This is a genomic window from Paenibacillus silviterrae, assembly GCF_030167925.1.
GTDB classification, from domain to species: domain Bacteria; phylum Bacillota; class Bacilli; order Paenibacillales; family NBRC-103111; genus Paenibacillus_G; species Paenibacillus_G silviterrae.
The window spans coordinates 2,199,162-2,215,689 of record NZ_JASKUT010000002.1 but is presented as its reverse complement, the minus strand read 5'-3'; the positions used below and the strand labels follow the sequence as shown (position 1 = coordinate 2,215,689).

Genomic DNA, 16,528 nt, shown 5'->3' with positions numbered 1-16,528 from the left:
ATCGGCAGGCTTCCTGTCTGAGCCTCCCTCCGATAAAGAAGACTCCCACATGCTGCGGAACTCCCCCGTCACCGCATCGATAACAGTCCCCATCCCATCCTCGTGACCGCGAAGCTTCGGACTATACACGAGCTTCACAATAGGCTTTGCCTGCACGCCGGCTGCCATATCGGGGTGGAAGCTTTGGTAATGAAGCTCCATTTCCAGCTTCTCCTCATATTGCTTCCGGGCTTGCTCCTCCGTAACGACAGGCTCCAGCTTCGGTACGGAGCTCGGCTCCGACATACCCGACACGTAATAGCTGGCCAATTGACCGTCGCCGTTCAAAGTCATATGGATTTGATTGCCGACCACCATGATATCATGAACGTAGCGCTGAAATGTAAACTGAAACGCGTGGTCATTGGAGGATGGCCCGTATACGAAACCTTTCATCCATTTCAATTCATCAGCGGCATTCGGATACAGCTGGTTGATCAGATCGAAAGCCTTGCTCCTGGCTGCTTCTTCTGTAATGGACGGCGTCTTCGGCTGTTCTCCTGCTTTCTCTCCCGGATTCATCACGGAGGAAGAAGAATAATTTTCCTTACGCAGCTCCATAATTTGACCGCTAGTAGCATCAACAACGGCGGACCATGTGTTATCCGCGAAGACCGGCTTGCCATCCTCCGACCAATGAAGCCGCCATGACTTACGGCCTGTCGGATAATGCTCCTGCGCAGAGGAGGCTTCCTTAGAAAGAAGCATATTTTCCGGAATCAGCTTCAGCTGACGAACGCGTTCCTCGGCCTTCTCCTTAGTCAGCTCTCCAGACGCCGCCGTGTAGACAACCCCCTGCTTCGGAACCGCTTGGAAGCCCTGCACGCTCGAAGCCGGCTTCGCCTCTCCCGACATCAGAAGGAAATCTCCTGTCAGTGCATCCAGTGTATAGATTTCCTTATTCACCGGCTGCCATCCCAGGAAGTATTCCGTTGTTGAAGACATTCCCCATCGGCCTTTGGGAATATAGGCGAGCTGCAGCTGGAACTGCTCTTTAAACCGCTGAAGTGCTTCCTCTGCACTGTAGGCTGGAACTGGCGACGGGTACACGGCAGAGCCGCCATGACGGTAAAAGCTAGTGACCTGACCGTTGCCGGTCAAGCTGATTCCTACGCTTTCGGAATGGGAGGGAATCCCATTGACATGGCGAGTAAACGAAAACTGGTACTCGATAGGTCCAAAGAGAGAAGTGCGCCGTGGCTGCTTTTGTTCGTTTAGCTTCAGTTCAGAAACATTCATCGAGCCTGAGGCCTTGGCAATAAAAGACTTGGCTTCCTCTACGGCTTGCTCCCGGGTTAACTTAGGCGGGTAATACGGCTCGCCATCCTCTGATAGACTTGGCCCCCCAATATGAATCTGCAGCAAATCCCCGTTCGTCGCATCCATCTGACTTTGGAAACCGTGACTACCGTTTTCATACTGCATCTGCCACGTGATGGACCATACGGCCGTCTGCGCAGGAGGATACTGCCCGCCGCTCCCCAGCTCAACGTTTTGTACCTCCGCTTCCTTCAGCTTCGGGAACAGTGCTCTAGTCTTTTCTATCGCCTGTTCCTTCGTGAACTTTGCTTCAAGCGACTCCACCGGATTGGCGGTCGTCAAGCCGCCTGCCGACATCATCATCCGTGCAGGTGCTGAGCCCGAAATAGAAGTCACAACCGGCACAATTACCGATTCGGCTGCGGCAACCGGTATCAAGCTCGTTCCAAGGGCTGCCGCCATGACGGTTACGCCGGCTCTTCTCCACATGCGTTCATATTTCACAACTTCATCTCCCTTACCTATTGTTGCAAGACTGACTATAAACTCCCATAGATAATACGCCAAATAGAACAGATAGGTTTCCTTTTCATGGAAAAAGTTAATCTTCTTACCGTTCGGGGTCCGTCACTGAAATTTTTGAACTGCAGGTATATTCGGCGGAGCGTGCTTTTTTGTGTTGAATATATATAATATTTAATGTATATTTATACAATCATAGCTGCAAGGAGGCATCTGCCATTGTCCTATACTATTAGAAATGCCGCGCCTTCCGACATCCCGCGGATTACAGAACTCATGCATGAATACATCGTTGGATTTTATAAGAATCCCTGGCCGTCGGATGAGAAGATTCACCTGCTTATCCAAACCCTGCTGGAGAAGCAAGTCGGGATCCAATTCGTTGTAGAGCAGGATACGCAACTTATCGGGTTTGCCACGATATATTTCACCTTCAGTACGATGAGGGCCGGCAAAATTACGATCATGAACGATTTCTTTGTATTGGAGCCTTACCGAAATACGGAGATCGAAGCTTCGCTGTTTCTGCACTGCAAAACCTACTCGCAGGATCAAGGCTTTGCTTACATGTCGTGGATTACGGCTGCCCAGAATGAACGGGCCCAGCAATTCTTTGCTCAAATGGGCAGCCTTCAGGGGAATTGGATCAACTACTCAATCAGTTAATACTCAGCAGGGAGCCGATGGCACCGCAATATTGGCCATTGTCCAGAAAAATGGGGCGGGCCCCCCGTAGGTCAGTGTAATATCGGACAACTTCTTTCAAAGGCTCATTATTCAGGAAAGAGGATCCGATGTATACGACCGAGGAGGATCCGCACTGCCCGGCTGCCAGTACGCTGGCCGTCGCTACGGTTTCTCCCACCAATCCGACGACGGAGGACAATAGCTCTTCCTTCGTCAGCAGATGGACATTAGCCGTCAACCTGCCGAAATTACTGGCGGTAAGATCCCCGGGGATGGGCGGCTCCGTTCCTTCATAAATATGACGCACCTTCAGGTCGATCCGATCCCTGTCGCCCGAAGCGGCGAGGGAAACAATAGCTTCATAATCCGTAATGCCCGTTAACAGCTGCGAAAGCCCCATGAGCGTGCCCCCGCCAACCCCGGTTCCTCCCACTCGCGCATGCCCTTGGTCCTGAACGCGGTGGATGGACGTTCCTGTTCCCACATTCGTCAATATGAAAGAGCCTGGGTCGATTTGTTCGCTTTGCAGGAGATACTTCGCCCCTCGAACGGTCCCTTCGAATTCCACAATCTCGGATGCCTCTTTATGTAGAGCTGCCTTCACCTGGGCAGTTCTTCCGCCCGTAATACAAAGCTTCGCCTCAGCCAAACGGTTGATCCATGCCGTGACTTCCTCCAGCTTGGATACAGGCAAGCTTTTGAACTCAATCCGGTCCTGCTTCCTGTAAGCTATTTTGATCAATGTGCCGCCGGCATCGATTCCTATGTTCATCAACAATCGCCTCTACCTTGTAAAATGCTCACCTGTTTTATGCAAACGTTATTTATTTTATCATGATACCTCCGTAAATAAAGCAATTTTTTCAAAAAAAAAAGAAAAAGAGACGCCTGAACTCAGCCGCTCTTTTCTGCATTTGTGAGGGATACGGTGTCGGATATCCGCCGGTCAGTGCAATACGTTCAAAACCCTGGACAGTGCTTCCTCAATCGATATAGTCTGTTTTTCATTCGTGCTGCGCATCATCAGCTCAACCCTACCTTTCTCGGCATCCCTCCCAATCACCATACGGATGGGGATTCCAATGAGCTCGGAATCATAAAACTTAACGCCGACTCGATCGTCGCGATCATCAAGAAGCACTTCAACTCCGAGACTCCTTAATTGATCGTATAAGGCTGCTGCCGTCTTCATCTGCGTATCGTCCTTGACAGATACAGGAATGAGATGTACCTGAAATGGAGCCAGCTCAGGCGGCCAGACCATGCCTCGTTCATCGTGATGCTGCTCGACCAGGGCGGACAATAGACGGGAAACTCCTATGCCATAACACCCCATAATCAAGGCTTGCTCTCTGCCATTGGAATCCAGGAACCGCGCTCCGAATGCATCACTGTACTTCGTACCCAGCTTAAACACATGTCCCACTTCGATCCCCTTATCCGTTCGAAGAACGCCCTCGTCACAGCGCAAGCAGCGATCTCCTTCCTTGGCATTCCGGAAGTCACCGGTTCGTTCTAATGGAAAATCTCGTCCGGGAACCACGTTGCTCAAGTGATAATCGGTTTGGTTCGCTCCACAGATCCCCAACTGCAAAGACACAACCGCTTCATCCACAAGGACCGGGATGCTCAACCCGACCGGACCGACAAAGCCAACCGGCGCTCCCGTCACCGCTTCCGTCGTTCGTCCGTCGGCCAGCATGATGGTATCAGCACGCAAGTAGCCTTTTACCTTGGCCTCATTCACTTCATGATCGCCACGAACAACCACCGCAATAGGCTGATCATCCGCTAAGTAGAGGAGCGTCTTAATAATCTCTTTCGGTGTCACCTGAAGCGTTTGCGTTAGCTGCTCGATCGTACGCGTTCCTGGAGTATAGATGGACGTGACGGTATCTACATTCGATTCCTTGTGACGCGTATCCACAAATCCGGATTGCGCCTTTTCCAGGTTGGCTGCATAATCACATGCCGTGCAGGAAACGATCGTATCCTCCCCTATGTCGGCAAGTGCCATAAATTCGTGTGTTTCGCCCTCCCCGCCTATCGTGCCCGCATCGGCTTCCACCACCTTGACGTTCAATCCGCATCGCCGAAAGATCCGGAGATATGCTTCATACATGCTCCTATAGGAGCGGTCCAAGCCTTCCCATGCTGCATCAAAGGAATAAGCGTCCTTCATCAGAAACTCTCTCCCCCGCATCAGTCCAAACCGGGGACGGCGTTCGTCGCGAAATTTGGTTTGGATTTGATATAGGATCAGCGGAAGCTTTCGGTAAGAACCGATTTCTTGCTTCACAAGGGAAGTTATCACCTCTTCATGCGTAGGTCCCAAGACAAACTCCCTGTCATGCCGGTCCTCTAAACGCATCAGCTCAGGTCCGTAGGCACGATAACGTCCCGATTCCGACCACAGCTCGGCCGGCTGTAAGGCTGGCATCAACAGCTCCTGAGCTCCCGCTTGCTCCAGCTCTTCGCGAAGGATGCGCTCCAATTGGCGAAGCACACGCCAGCCCAACGGCAAGTAGGTGTATACCCCGGCTGCAAGCTGGCGAATAAATCCCGCTTTAACCAGGAGCTGATGACTGATGGTTTCCGCTTCCGCCGGGATTTCCCTTAACGTATTGCCGAATAATGCTGATTGTCTCATGGTTCATTCCTCCTTTTGGGAACAAAAAAACACATTCGTCAGGGACGAATGTGTCGTGGTACCACCCTTAATTCAATCGCCGGGAACGACGATCCTTCGATCCGGTTAACGGCCGGAACCGGCAGCGGTTACTAGGCTTCACCACAGCAGCTCTCAAGGCGGGAATGTTTATTCCGACGGGGTTCCTCACAGCCAAGGGATCCCTCTCTGTATCGCCGAATCCGTAAACATTATGTCCTCGGTCATTGCAATTGTCATATATTGCTAATGATCATAGTGGATTCGGGTTACCGTGTCAAGTGGCAAGTGGCGACCTTACTTTACCTGAGAGCAAGAAATCTCAATGGTCTTTTAATAATATATAATAATAACAACATTATTATTTATAATAATTTTGTTAATCCTAATAACTATTATAATCGTTTATCGTGATTGGGATTCTCCCTTATCATAGCTCATTACCAACCCATTTACCCAGCCTACCTTAGGAATAGCGTAGTATACAATCAAAGCAGAGACGACACTGATCACCGCCCCGGCAAGTACATCGACCGGGTAATGAACCCCCACCCAAATCCGGGAGAACCCTACAAGAAAAGCTATGCCTAGCCAGATCACACCGGACTTCCTTCTAAACAGCCAAAAGGTTGCCGCAAAGGAAAAAAACAAGATCGTATGATCGCTGGGAAAGGAATTATCCACCGCTTTCTCTATTAATCGATTCACATCCGGAAGCTCAGCGAAAGGCTGGTGATGAGAGTGAATCATGCCTGCAGCCTTCCCCAGAAGCTCAGCCAAAGCGAATGTCATGACCCCGCAGACCACCATCATCCGGTTGAGCTTGTCTCTGGAAAACCAAAGAACAATCATGCCGATAACCAAGAAAAACACCAATCTCTCGGCAATGAAGATCATAGCAGGATTTAACTTCTCGTATTGCTTCCCTAAGTCATTCATCCATCGAAACAGCTGGATATTCCATTCAGATAATGCCATTGCTTACTCTCCTTATGTCAATGAATATGTTGCTATTATAAAAGAGCAGCCATGAATTTTCCCATCGATTCTTCTTACAATGTTGGACTACGTCTTACAAATTTGTCACAGAGAGAGCAAACGTGCAATAAATAAAAGAACAGACGCTTTGATCCAAGCGCCTGTTCCTCTGCTTATTTCAAAAACGTAACGTCCTGCTCACGTAAACGCTCATGCACTCGGGCCATATCCACCTCAGCCAGCCTGCAGCCGCTTTCGACGGCCAGCGCCGCAGCCACGCCTGCCGATTGGCCCAGCCCGTAGCAGGTCGCCTGCACGCGCATGGACGACATGGCTACATGCGTGGCCGAGATCGCACGGCCCGCTACGAGGACGCCCTCCACTCCTTTCGGCACCAGGCAGCGATACGGAATGTCATAGCCGCTGACCTTCCGCTCATCGGTGCCGGATTTGCCGTCCGGGCTGTGGATGTCGATCTCGTAGTTGGTCTGGGCAACCACATCGTCGAATCGACGCCCGGAGGTGACATCCTCTTCCGTCAGCGTATACATACCGACGATTTGGTTCGTCTCTCTCACACCGATTTGCCCCGGAATATGGGTCAACGCATAGTTCTCGAAGCCGTTGCGCTGTAAATAATGTGCAACGGAAAACACTTGCCGCAGCGCTTCCTTCTCCGCGTAGTTAATGTCCTCGATCTTCGCCCCGTTCCCCTTGACCCGGGTCATGTTCACCAGCAGAGTTCCCTCGTCTCCGCGTTCCCAGAACAGATGGCGTCCCTGCGGCAAATCCGACACCTTCTCGTAGTAGTAGCCATCCTCCGGCAAATAGGGTTTCACAGGCTTGCCCGTATTCTGCATCATGAACATTAGGGTCATCGGCTGCGTCAAACCGTCCGAATCGCGTCCGGAGTGATACTCAGCCCCCGCATCGATTGCAACCTTGGCATCGCCGGTGCAGTCAATCAGCACTCGGGCTTCGAGGGCAATCAGCCCCTCTCTCGTGTTCACCGCAACGGCCTGAACGCCGTTCTCTTGACCGATGACACCGACACAGTTGGCATGGTAATATACCCTGACTCCTTCCTTCTCCAGCTTCTGGTTTAAGTAATGGCGGATGACAAAGGGGTTATACTGCGGCCAAATCGACTCCGTATGCGTCTTCGGCAGCTTATCCGGCATCGTCTCGGCAATCATTTCACGGTAAATGCCGGTCACATTGCCGACACCCATGAATACACTCACATTGCCTAGCGTGCCCATGCCTCCAAGCTGACCGGAATGCTCCAGCAGGATGACCTTCTTCCCGCATCGCGAGGCCGCGATCGCCGCAGCTACTCCGGCGGGCCCTCCTCCAATCACAAGAATGTCCGTACTTTCGTAGACGCTAAGCTCTCTTTGAAAAGTATATCGGGTCATGGGACCAGCCTCCCTAGTTTAAGTATAGGATCGTGTGGCACTCAGCAATTCATATAGCCCTTGCAGCAGCTTTCCACGCGTCATCGCCGCCGATGCCTCTCCACCGGAGCGTTCAGCCGCTGCCGCTGCTCTCGGCACATGCAAAGCTCCGGCCACCGCTTGGAGCCAGCGCTCAGCCATGGCGGCCGGCAGGTAGGGATGCGCCGACCAATTTTCACTCGGCGACGGCTCCTGCTTCGGCAGCCTTGGCCCCATATCGACCCCAGCCGGTAGCACCCCGGAGGAGGCGGGCAGCATAGGGACTGCTCCACAGCCCGGCAGCGACCGAATCCGTACGGCCAGCAGCGAGGCTTCCGTTACCGTTACCGGCTCGGACAACAATGCATGATAGGAGGTGAAGAAGCCCTTGGTGCCGAAGTACTCCGCCGCTTTCCTAGCGGGATCCGCCCAGTCAACGTCGTCGAAGTAGGTGATCCGTTGGTTTTCCGCAAGCAGGGCATCTTGAAGTACATCGACGGACAGCTCGCGCACGGTCACCCCACGCGCTATCGAAAGCTGCGCAGCGATCCCTGCCGCGAAACCGATCTGCATCCAGCAAGGCTCCATGCGGATCGTCCCGAAGCCCATGTGGGAAGCGGATACCGCAACCGGAACGAGCAGTCCATCGACACCCTTAGGCACGATAACGCCGTAAGGGATCTGATACACCTTCGTCAGCCACCCTAAGCCCAGGAACCCCTCCAGTGCCTTGTCCTGCCCTTCCGGCTCACGCTTGCGGGTCGCATGGGAATCGATCGGATAATCGCCGATGGCGATGCTGTCGTGATGAATAGGCGCCCGCTCCAGACCGGGAGACAGCCTGGCATCATTCTCCGTGAACGTGTATTCTCCCACGATCCTCCGGGCTTCACGAACATAAATCTGCGGGGGGAAATGGTCGCTGTCTTGGAATTCATCCGCCGCATAACCCCAGGTTAGCGCTTCCTCACGGAAGGCCGCCGGCAGCTCCTCATCGTGCTGCACAAACCAGAGCAGCCCCTGAATATACGACCGCTGCCGCGCGATGAATGACTCCCTCATCTCCCGGCTGCCTTCCGCGTAGGCCGTATTCTCCTCCGGCAAATCCGTCGAGCACATGCAGTAATGATGGTTATTGCAATCAGTTTTGCCGTTGGGAACGGGAAGCATGTTGCTGACATCCCGAATCGACTTCACCCGTCCTTCCGCCACGTCCCGCAGCAAGCTGACGTAATCCTCACGGTTGTAGGAGGACGGGCGCTTGATCGGCACGAAGTTCTCCGGATTTTGAGTCAGGCACAGCCGAAAGTTATAGGCTTGAATCCGGTCGTCGCCTTCCCCGGTGCTGCCCTGAAACACCTCCTTCGAGGGGTCAAAGTTCATATACAAGCGGCCGGCATACTCCTCGTTCCACTCGTCCCGGGATTCCCGGCCAAGCCGGTACGGCACCCCGGCCATGGCGGCTAAATCGCCTTCATAGGTCGCGTCGATGAAGACGCCTGCGGCAAAGCTCCGCCCATTACCTGAAGCATCGGTGAGATCAATCCGCCGCAAACAGCCCTGCTCAACATGCGCCCGAGAGAGCTCACATTGCAGCCTTACCTCAATCAGCGCCTCCCGGGCAACCATCTCCTTCAGGATGCGCATAGCGACCGAGGGCTCGAAGAACAGCCCCCGATTACACTGCTTTACCTGTTCGGAATCCGAGCCATATGTGCCGGCATAGTAGTCCAGCACAGCGTCGGCGAACTCCCGAAAGACAGCGCCGCAGGCTTCTCTGGATATAATGTCCGTTCGCCCGAGTCCGCTCGTCATGAGCCCGCCGAAATGTCCCGTCGGTTCGGCCAAGAGGGTGCGCAGTCCCCTTCTGGCTGCGCCTAGGGCCGCACCGATGCCTCCGGGGGTTGCGCCGTATACCGCTACATCAAAGTTCATCTCCACACCCACGTTCTAACCCCCTATTTGATCAATTCCAGCTCTTTGGCCCGCTTCTGGGCTTCATCCAGCAGCAGCTTGTATTTGAACGTATCCTCCAAGGTCTTCAAGAAAGCCGGGTACTCCGAGAGCGGACGCTTGCCATAGACGAATTTCACCAGCTCCTCCTTGGCATAACGGTCCGCATCCGCCGCATTGTAGCCGGCCGGAGGAATAATGGCACTGTCCATGCTGTTGAGTCGCGGCAGCTTCAGAGCGAACTTGATGTAAGGTTCTTCCTTAGGAAACTTAGCCGTCAAATATTCTTCATTCGGACGGCCGGTCATTTGATAGTAATGGAAGTAGTTCCCTTCCTTCGTCATCGCATCGGTCAGCTCGATTTTGCCGTTCTTCAAGTTGTAATGTCTGCCTTCGATGCCGTACATCACTAACTGATTCCCTTCCTTGCCGGAGATGTAGTTGAGCAGGTCGAATATTTTCTGAAGCTTCTCGGGATTTTTCTCCAGCGACTTCGGGATGACGAACAGACGGGAAGGTTTCTCCGCATCGAAGGCGCTGTCGTATTGTCCTCCCGGACCCTTCGGCGGTTCGATCGGTACCCATTCGGCCTTCGCATTGACGGTTTTGTACTGCTGAATGAACTCCTGCTTGCCGATCTCCGTCCAGCCGGTGAAAATAATCCCCGCTTTCCCCTGGAACGCCTGGTCACGTGCCATGGTTCCTTTGTTCGTCATGAACTGAGGATCCACAAGATCCTCGGCTATCAGCTTCTTAATGTATTCCAGCGCCGCCGTCATGTTGGGATCGTAATAGGTGTTAAACAGCTTACCGTCCTTTAGATAGAAATGTCCCGCTCCCGGAGCACCCATGCCATAAGCTCCAAAAATCGGCGCGAAGGCGGGTAATTCCGTTCCCGTAAATCCGTACGTATCCTTCTTGCCGTTGCCGTCCGGATCCTTCTCGGTGAACGCCTTGGCTACCGTATAAAGCTCATCCAAGGTAGTCGGCGCTTTCAAACCCAGCGTATTCAGCCAATCCTGACGAATCCAGAAGGAGGAGAACGGAACGTCGGGAATCCGGGTAATCGCAAAGTATTTGCCGTTCACCATGCCCTTCTTCAGCAGGCTCGCTCCCATGAAATCCTTGGCCTGCTTCAGCTTCGTATCCAAGTGAGGCGTCAGATCCAGCAGCAGTCCCTTCTGGGCAAAATCATTCAACGTCACCAGGTCCACCATCATTAAGTCGGGCATATTGCCGGCGGCGGAGCGGACCTTCATTTGATTCAGATAATCGTTCGATCCTTGAATCGCTGTTAGAGAAACATCGATATTCAGGCGCTTATCCAGCTCCTTCTTGATCCAATCCTCTTCCGGCGTCGGCAGTCCCGAGCCCTCCACGGTGATGCTGATCTTCATCGGTTGCTTGCTTTCGCCGGACTTCGCAGCGTCCTGCCCGCCCGCTGCCGGCTTACCGTCACCGGACGAGCACCCTGCCAGTGCACCTGTGGCTAACATGACGCTGCTTAGCAGCATAGGCCATACCTTCTTTTGCATACATACCCCTTCTTTCCTTATAGTCATTTGAATTTACCCCTTAATCGAGCCGAGCAGCATGCCTTTAGTGAAATGCTTTTGCAGGAACGGATAAACCACTATGATGGGGATGCTGGCCACTATAACCGCAGCCATCTGCATGGTGACGGTGGGTACCATGTTCTCGGCGCTTTCCATCGTCTGCTGGGAGAGCATGAGCATCTCCCGGACAATGACCTGCAGCGGGAATAGCGTTCGATCCGTAATGTACATGATCGCTTGAAAAAATTGATTCCAATGCCCCACTGCATAGAACAGCCCTATGGTCATAATCGACGGCAGAGAGAGCGGCACGACAAGCTGCCACAGAATACGGAATTCTCCGGCGCCGTCCATCCGGGCGGACTCGAACAGCTCCTCCGGCAGATTCTCGAAGAAGCTTTTCATGATCAGCACATTGAAGCTCCAAATGGCATTAGGCAAAATCAACGCCCATACCGTGTCGAGAAGCCCGGTGCTTTTGACCACGAGGTAGGTCGGGATGATGCCCCCGCTGAACAGCAGCGTGAAGACGACCATGAAGAGAAAGATACTGCGGTGCGGGAGCCCCTTCCGGCTGATCGGGTAGGCGAGCAGCATCGTGAGCAGAAGATTGACCGCCGTTCCCACGACCGTGACGAATATCGTCACTTTGAACGAGCTCCAAATGCTCGACGACGATAAGATTTTGTGATACGCCTGAAAGGTGATTTCCTTCGGGATCAGCACATAGCCGCCGTTCTTCAGCACCTCGGCGTACGGGGTTAACGAGACGGACACCACGTAAAGAATAGGGACGACGGCGGCCAAACCTACCAGCCCGAGAATGACGTAAATCACCGTGTTAAACAGCCGGTCCTCGATGCCTCTTACCATATGCCCTGCCCCCATTTCTTCGCAAGCCAGTTCGAGCCCAGCACCAGCACCAGCCCGATCGCGGATTTGAATAAGCCGACGGCCGAAGCGAGGCTGAAGTTCAGCTGCTCGAGTCCCGTCCGGAACACCCAGGTGTCGAGAATATCGGCAACAGGGTACACATGAATATTGTAAAAAATGTAGATTTGCTCGAAGCCTGCATCCATGACGTGGCCCAGCTTCAGAATGAGCAGCATGACGATAACATGCCGGATGCCGGGCAATGTGACGTGCCAGATCATCCTCAGCCGGGAGGCGCCGTCAACGCGTGCCGCTTCATACAGTGTAGGGTCAATCCCTGTCATCGCCGCAAGATAAATGATGGCTCCCCAGCCTAGATTTTGCCAGATCTCGGAGCCGACCAGCAGTCCACGGAACCATTCCGTGGAGGTAAGGAACGGGATGGCTCGCCCCCCGTTGTTTACCACCCAGTAATTAATAATTCCCGAGCTCTCAGAGAAAAGCACAAGCGCAATCCCATAAATGATGACCCACGAGAGAAAATGGGGCATGTAGCTCAGTGTCTGCACCAGCGACTTGAACCAATAGACCCGGCACTCGTTCAGCAGCAGCGCCAGCGCGATCGGCGGCAGCATCCCGAAGATCAGCTTATATACACTGATGAGTATCGTATTCGTGAGCAGACTTCCGAAATAAGGGGAATCATAAAACTGTTTAAAGTGCTTGTACCAAGGGTCCGCCCAAGGACTGTTCAGAATGCCTTCCAGGATGTCGTAATCCTTAAATGCAATCACAACGCCATACATGGGGATATATCGGTATACGATATAGTAGACGACCCCCGGCAGCAGCATGAAATATAAGGCTTTGAAGCGCCATAACAATCTGAAGTAGCCTCTGAGCCTCACGGAGGGAGTGGAAACAGCCGGTACGGCGCGTGTTGTCGGGTGATCCAAGGTAAGCCACCTCCTTTGTTTGCGGTATACCTCTACTTTACTGCCGCAACCGCTTACATCAAAGGAACATAATCCTGTATCTCAGTGAACAAAATCCATTTTCTTCTCTACTTAGAAAAGCCCGGGAGCCGTCCGCCGAGGACAGCCGACCGGGCTGGGCATGTGTTTTATTCCATGGTGCCGCGTGCGCGAAGCCTCCGAAAATCGTTCGGAGTCACCTCGGACCAGCGTTTAAAAATTTTAAAGAAATAATTCGCATTGACAAAGCCCACCTGCTCTCCGATCTCTTGGACCGTCAGGTTCGTTTCCATCAGAAGCCGTTTAGCCTTCTCCACCCTGACACGCTGCAGGTATTGAATGAGGGGTTCACCGGTTTTCTTTACAAACAGGCCGCTCAAGTATTTCTCATCGATATTGATCTGCTTCGCCAAGGTTTTCAAAGTGATCTGCTGCCCGTAATTCCTATGAATGTAGGCTATCGCCGCATTCACCTCGGGATGGTCGGTTATCACGCCGCTGCTTTGGATTTGCCTTTCGATCACACGGTTGACCTTTTCCGTCATTAGGGTTAACAGTTCATAGTGTGATGCGGTATCGATTGCCTTGTAGCGCCTCGCCTCCGATGCTTCGGGCAGCTGCCGGTTAAGCCATCTCTCGATACGGGCGGCTGTTTCCTTCACTGTAAGCCAGTCGGTCTGCTCCTGCTCCATTAAGGCGAACGCGTCGTTGAGAAGCGTAAGGGCGGCATCCGCTTTGGATTCTTCCACAAGCCGATACAGCTCCTTCTCCTTCTTCCAGCTTAGACCACCCGCAGGATTCTCTTTGTTCTGGTGTCGGGTACGAGGAAGATCCTTCTCCCCATACCAAAGGGGGGTCAGCTGCTGCAGGATGTCATACCATACGGCTGGAAAACGATCCACCGGCACGAGCCCGGTGAATACCGCGGAGCCTGCCGCTCCCCGTTCCGTTAGATTACGCAGACTCGCAGACCAGCAGAAGATGCTCGTCACACCATGGGAAGTGAACGAATGTATGACGTCGTTCGAATCAGCCGCTGAACCAATCCAGCTTTGGATCAACGAAAGGATATCCTTAGCTTGCGAACCATGAAGAATCGCGCCTATGCCGACATAGGGAAGCCGGCTATTCACCCAGGGCCGCGCACCCCGTTGCTCGGCAGTTTCCGGTACACCGGCCGCGTACGCGCTCCACGCCTCCTCGTACCCCTTGTGATAATCAAGTCTTGATTTTTCAAGCTCCTTGCGTACGAGCTCCGCCTTGACCTTGTCGAGCACCTGCTTGAGCGAATCGGGGCTCATGGACAGCTTCAGCAGATAGCCGTTCGCACCGTACTCCAATGCCTGCCTTGCATATTCAAATTCGTTCATGCAGGTCAGCATGACGAATGCCCCCTCGAAACCGGAGCTCTTGGCCCGGCGAAGCAGCTCGAGGCCGTCCATATTCGGCATCATAATATCCGTAATGACCAAGTCCGGCCGATGGGCCTCGATCTGCTCAAGCGCCGTCTCGCCGTCATCGGCTTCTCCTACAATCTCGTAGCCCATGGCTTCCCAATCGAGCAGCTGTATGATAGTTCGTCTGACGAACGGCTCATCCTCTACGAGCAGTGCTTTCCACATCGGCAGCCCCTCCTTGTTCATATGGCGGAGACAGCAGCAGCGGCAGGTGCATTCGAGCCCTCGCTCCAATGGGGAGACCCTCAAGCTCCAGCCCCGCTCCTGCCTTAAACAGCAAATGCAGCCGCTCCCGCAAATTTTTCATGCCGATCGGCTTGCGTCTTCTTGGGATGGCCGCTTCTACCGCCTGCAATCCCCTGCCGTTATCTTCGACTTCCAACATTAATACACTCGTTCCGTTCGTATAGATTCGGATGATGATGGTGCCCCCCGATTTCATTTTGGCAAAGCCGTGCTGAATCGCATTCTCCACCAAGGGCTGCAGCGACAGCTTCGGCACGAGGGCATAGCCCAGTCTTGGCTCAAAGTCATACTGAACCTCGAAACGATGATCATAGCGGTAATTCTGGATGCTGGCATAGGCACGAACCAGCTCCAGCTCCTCGTACAGGTGGATCAAATCCGCCTCCGAATTAAGACTCGATTCAAGCAGCTTGCCCAGGGACATGCAGATCTCGGCACTGGCTTGATCTCCCTTCGACAGGGCGTTCCACTTGATCGTATTGAGCGTATTGAGCAGAAAATGGGGGTTCATTTGCTGCAGCAGCATTTGAAACCGGATTACCTCCTTCTGCCGCTCCTCCATCTTAAGCCGATCGATTAATTGAAGAAGATCCTTAACCATGTTGTTAAAGGTGTTGGCAATGTCCAGTATTTCTCCCTTATAGGAGTCCGTAGATATATACGTCAGGAAGTTCTTTTCAATAATCTCCGACATCTTCTTCTTAAGCAGCATCAACGGCCGGGTGATGGCCGACAGAATGAAGAAGGTAATCACGATGAACAGCAATGTGAACAGGATGAACGTAATCAAAAATTGCCGGTTCATCGCCCGAATATCGCCGAAGAATACCTCAAGCGGAAACTGCGCGGCTAAAAACCAGCCCATGGAGGGCAAATACGTGCTGCTGATAATGGAGGAAGTGGCTTCGTCCACCTCATAGCTCAGCGGTCCGCTATACCGCAGCTTCTCTGCTATCTTAGGCAGCCCGTCGGGCATCACACTGCCGGGGCTTGTTACGAGAACGCTGCCTGACCCGTCGAGCACATAATAATGCTGCTGGATTAGGAAGCTTTTCATATTTTTCAACAGCCATTGCTGATAATCAAAGCTGATTCGGAGCAGCCCGATCGGCTGTCCGGCGGTATCCTTCAGTGTCAAATACAGATTTACCGCCTTAGACGGCTGAGCTCCGGAAGTGAGGCCCGCATCCGTATCTTCCGTCGTCCAGACGTAGGGCTCTTGTCCCTGAAGAAGCTTCTGCACAGCCGGCAGTTCCATAAAGCCGGTGTAGGTGAACTTCCCCGTCCTCGTCGATTCGAAGGATGCATACAAGCGGCTCTGCAGATCGCTTAACGTATAATGCAGGAAATCCCCGTCGGGCAGCTGCTGATTCTTTACACTTTGGAATGCGCTTACAATTGGATGCAGCTTGCCAGCCGCATCCGGCTTCACAACGGATGCATCGATCGCCGTTCCTAGCTTGTCGGCCGCTAAGGCGGATAAGACGTCACGGTCCTTCTCGAGCCGAAGCGCCGTCATCAGCATCCCGCTCTTCACGACCTCGAACGACTGCTTCACCTGATCCAGCTGGTAATGGCTCTGCTCGCTGATCCGCTGCTCATAGAGGTTCTTCACTTGGTAATGGTTGCGAAGCTGCATAACGAAGAATGGTAGAATAATGAGAAGAAGAAAGGCTAGAAACAGCCGATTTTTCAATGTGGATGGCTGAAGGAGACGCAGGATTCGGGTCAACGGACTTCACCCCTCGATTTACTAACGTTATGTATGCCACATTATACAATATTTGTAGTCCTCCCACACGCAAAAACGGAAAAAAACACATACCAGCATAATAAAGTCCATTGTTTCTTTGCCCTATCGGCAATAGAGTGAAGGTGT

Annotated in this window: 12 protein-coding genes; 1 reads left to right on the top strand and 11 read right to left on the bottom strand. The window is 53.0% G+C overall.

Translation table 11 applies throughout. The annotated features are described in order from the left end of the window. Positions 1–1,803, bottom strand: a 1,803-nt coding sequence (locus tag QMO62_RS32530; RefSeq protein ID WP_284646653.1) for a YcdB/YcdC domain-containing protein, incomplete at its 3' end; no start/stop codon positions are given. Positions 1,804–2,040: 237 nt separating this feature from the next. On the opposite strand from QMO62_RS32530, the gene QMO62_RS32525 reads away from it, so the two are divergent. Next, positions 2,041–2,487, top strand: coding sequence for a GNAT family N-acetyltransferase (locus tag QMO62_RS32525; RefSeq protein WP_284646652.1), 447 nt, complete (start codon positions 2,041–2,043; stop codon positions 2,485–2,487). On the opposite strand, the gene coaW is transcribed toward QMO62_RS32525, so the two are convergent. The 10 genes from coaW to QMO62_RS32475 form a co-directional block, all read right to left on the bottom strand. After that, entirely contained in the window at positions 2,480–3,280 is an 801-nt protein-coding gene (coaW, locus tag QMO62_RS32520; RefSeq protein ID WP_284646651.1) for a type II pantothenate kinase, read from the bottom strand. The two genes, QMO62_RS32525 and coaW, sit on opposite strands and share 8 nt — an antisense overlap. 174 nt (positions 3,281–3,454) lie before the next feature. Further along, positions 3,455–5,158 carry a proline--tRNA ligase gene (locus QMO62_RS32515; RefSeq protein WP_284646650.1) on the bottom strand — a complete coding sequence of 568 codons (1,704 nt, stop codon included), beginning with the start codon at positions 5,156–5,158 and terminating at the stop codon, positions 3,455–3,457. A 423-nt stretch (positions 5,159–5,581) separates the two neighbouring features. Continuing rightward, positions 5,582–6,154: an undecaprenyl-diphosphatase gene (locus QMO62_RS32510; protein WP_284646649.1), complete on the bottom strand. Its 573-nt coding sequence runs from the start codon at positions 6,152–6,154 to the stop codon at positions 5,582–5,584. A gap of 173 nt (positions 6,155–6,327) precedes the next feature. Beyond that, positions 6,328–7,572: an FAD-dependent oxidoreductase gene (locus tag QMO62_RS32505; RefSeq protein ID WP_284646648.1), complete on the bottom strand. Its 1,245-nt coding sequence runs from the start codon at positions 7,570–7,572 to the stop codon at positions 6,328–6,330. An 18-nt stretch (positions 7,573–7,590) separates the two neighbouring features. Next, positions 7,591–9,537, bottom strand: coding sequence for an FAD-dependent oxidoreductase (locus QMO62_RS32500; RefSeq protein WP_284646647.1), 1,947 nt, complete (start codon positions 9,535–9,537; stop codon positions 7,591–7,593). A gap of 11 nt (positions 9,538–9,548) precedes the next feature. Then, complete coding sequence (locus tag QMO62_RS32495) at positions 9,549–11,078, bottom strand: extracellular solute-binding protein (RefSeq protein WP_284646646.1); 1,530 nt, start codon at positions 11,076–11,078, stop codon at positions 9,549–9,551. Between the two features lie 33 nt (positions 11,079–11,111). Next, complete coding sequence (locus QMO62_RS32490) at positions 11,112–11,972, bottom strand: carbohydrate ABC transporter permease (protein WP_284646645.1); 861 nt, start codon at positions 11,970–11,972, stop codon at positions 11,112–11,114. Beyond that, the gene (locus tag QMO62_RS32485; RefSeq protein WP_284646756.1) at positions 11,966–12,826 is read right to left on the bottom strand and encodes an ABC transporter permease; all 861 of its coding nucleotides are present in this window, start codon (positions 12,824–12,826) and stop codon (positions 11,966–11,968) included. The genes QMO62_RS32490 and QMO62_RS32485 overlap by 7 nt, the downstream gene beginning before the upstream one ends. Positions 12,827–13,095: 269 nt before the next feature. Beyond that, positions 13,096–14,568, bottom strand: a complete 1,473-nt coding sequence (locus tag QMO62_RS32480; RefSeq protein WP_284646644.1) for a response regulator transcription factor — start codon at positions 14,566–14,568, stop codon at positions 13,096–13,098. Then, on the bottom strand, positions 14,540–16,381 hold the full coding sequence (locus QMO62_RS32475; RefSeq protein WP_284646643.1) for a sensor histidine kinase: 1,842 nt from the start codon (positions 16,379–16,381) through the stop codon (positions 14,540–14,542). The genes QMO62_RS32480 and QMO62_RS32475 overlap by 29 nt, the downstream gene beginning before the upstream one ends. Positions 16,382–16,528 lie beyond the last annotated feature (147 nt).

Excerpts from the sequence above, each read along its gene's own strand:
- coaW (WP_284646651.1), bottom strand. The coding sequence starts at position 3,280 with ATGAACATAGGAATCGATGCCGGCGGCACATTGATCAAAATAGCTTAC.
- QMO62_RS32515 (WP_284646650.1), bottom strand. The coding sequence starts at position 5,158 with ATGAGACAATCAGCATTATTCGGCAATACGTTAAGGGAAATCCCGGCG.
- QMO62_RS32510 (WP_284646649.1), bottom strand. The coding sequence starts at position 6,154 with ATGGCATTATCTGAATGGAATATCCAGCTGTTTCGATGGATGAATGAC.
- QMO62_RS32505 (WP_284646648.1), bottom strand. The coding sequence starts at position 7,572 with ATGACCCGATATACTTTTCAAAGAGAGCTTAGCGTCTACGAAAGTACG.
- QMO62_RS32495 (WP_284646646.1), bottom strand. The coding sequence starts at position 11,078 with ATGCAAAAGAAGGTATGGCCTATGCTGCTAAGCAGCGTCATGTTAGCC.
- QMO62_RS32490 (WP_284646645.1), bottom strand. The coding sequence starts at position 11,972 with ATGGTAAGAGGCATCGAGGACCGGCTGTTTAACACGGTGATTTACGTC.
- QMO62_RS32485 (WP_284646756.1), bottom strand. The coding sequence starts at position 12,826 with ATGCTGCTGCCGGGGGTCGTCTACTATATCGTATACCGATATATCCCC.
- QMO62_RS32480 (WP_284646644.1), bottom strand. The coding sequence starts at position 14,568 with ATGTGGAAAGCACTGCTCGTAGAGGATGAGCCGTTCGTCAGACGAACT.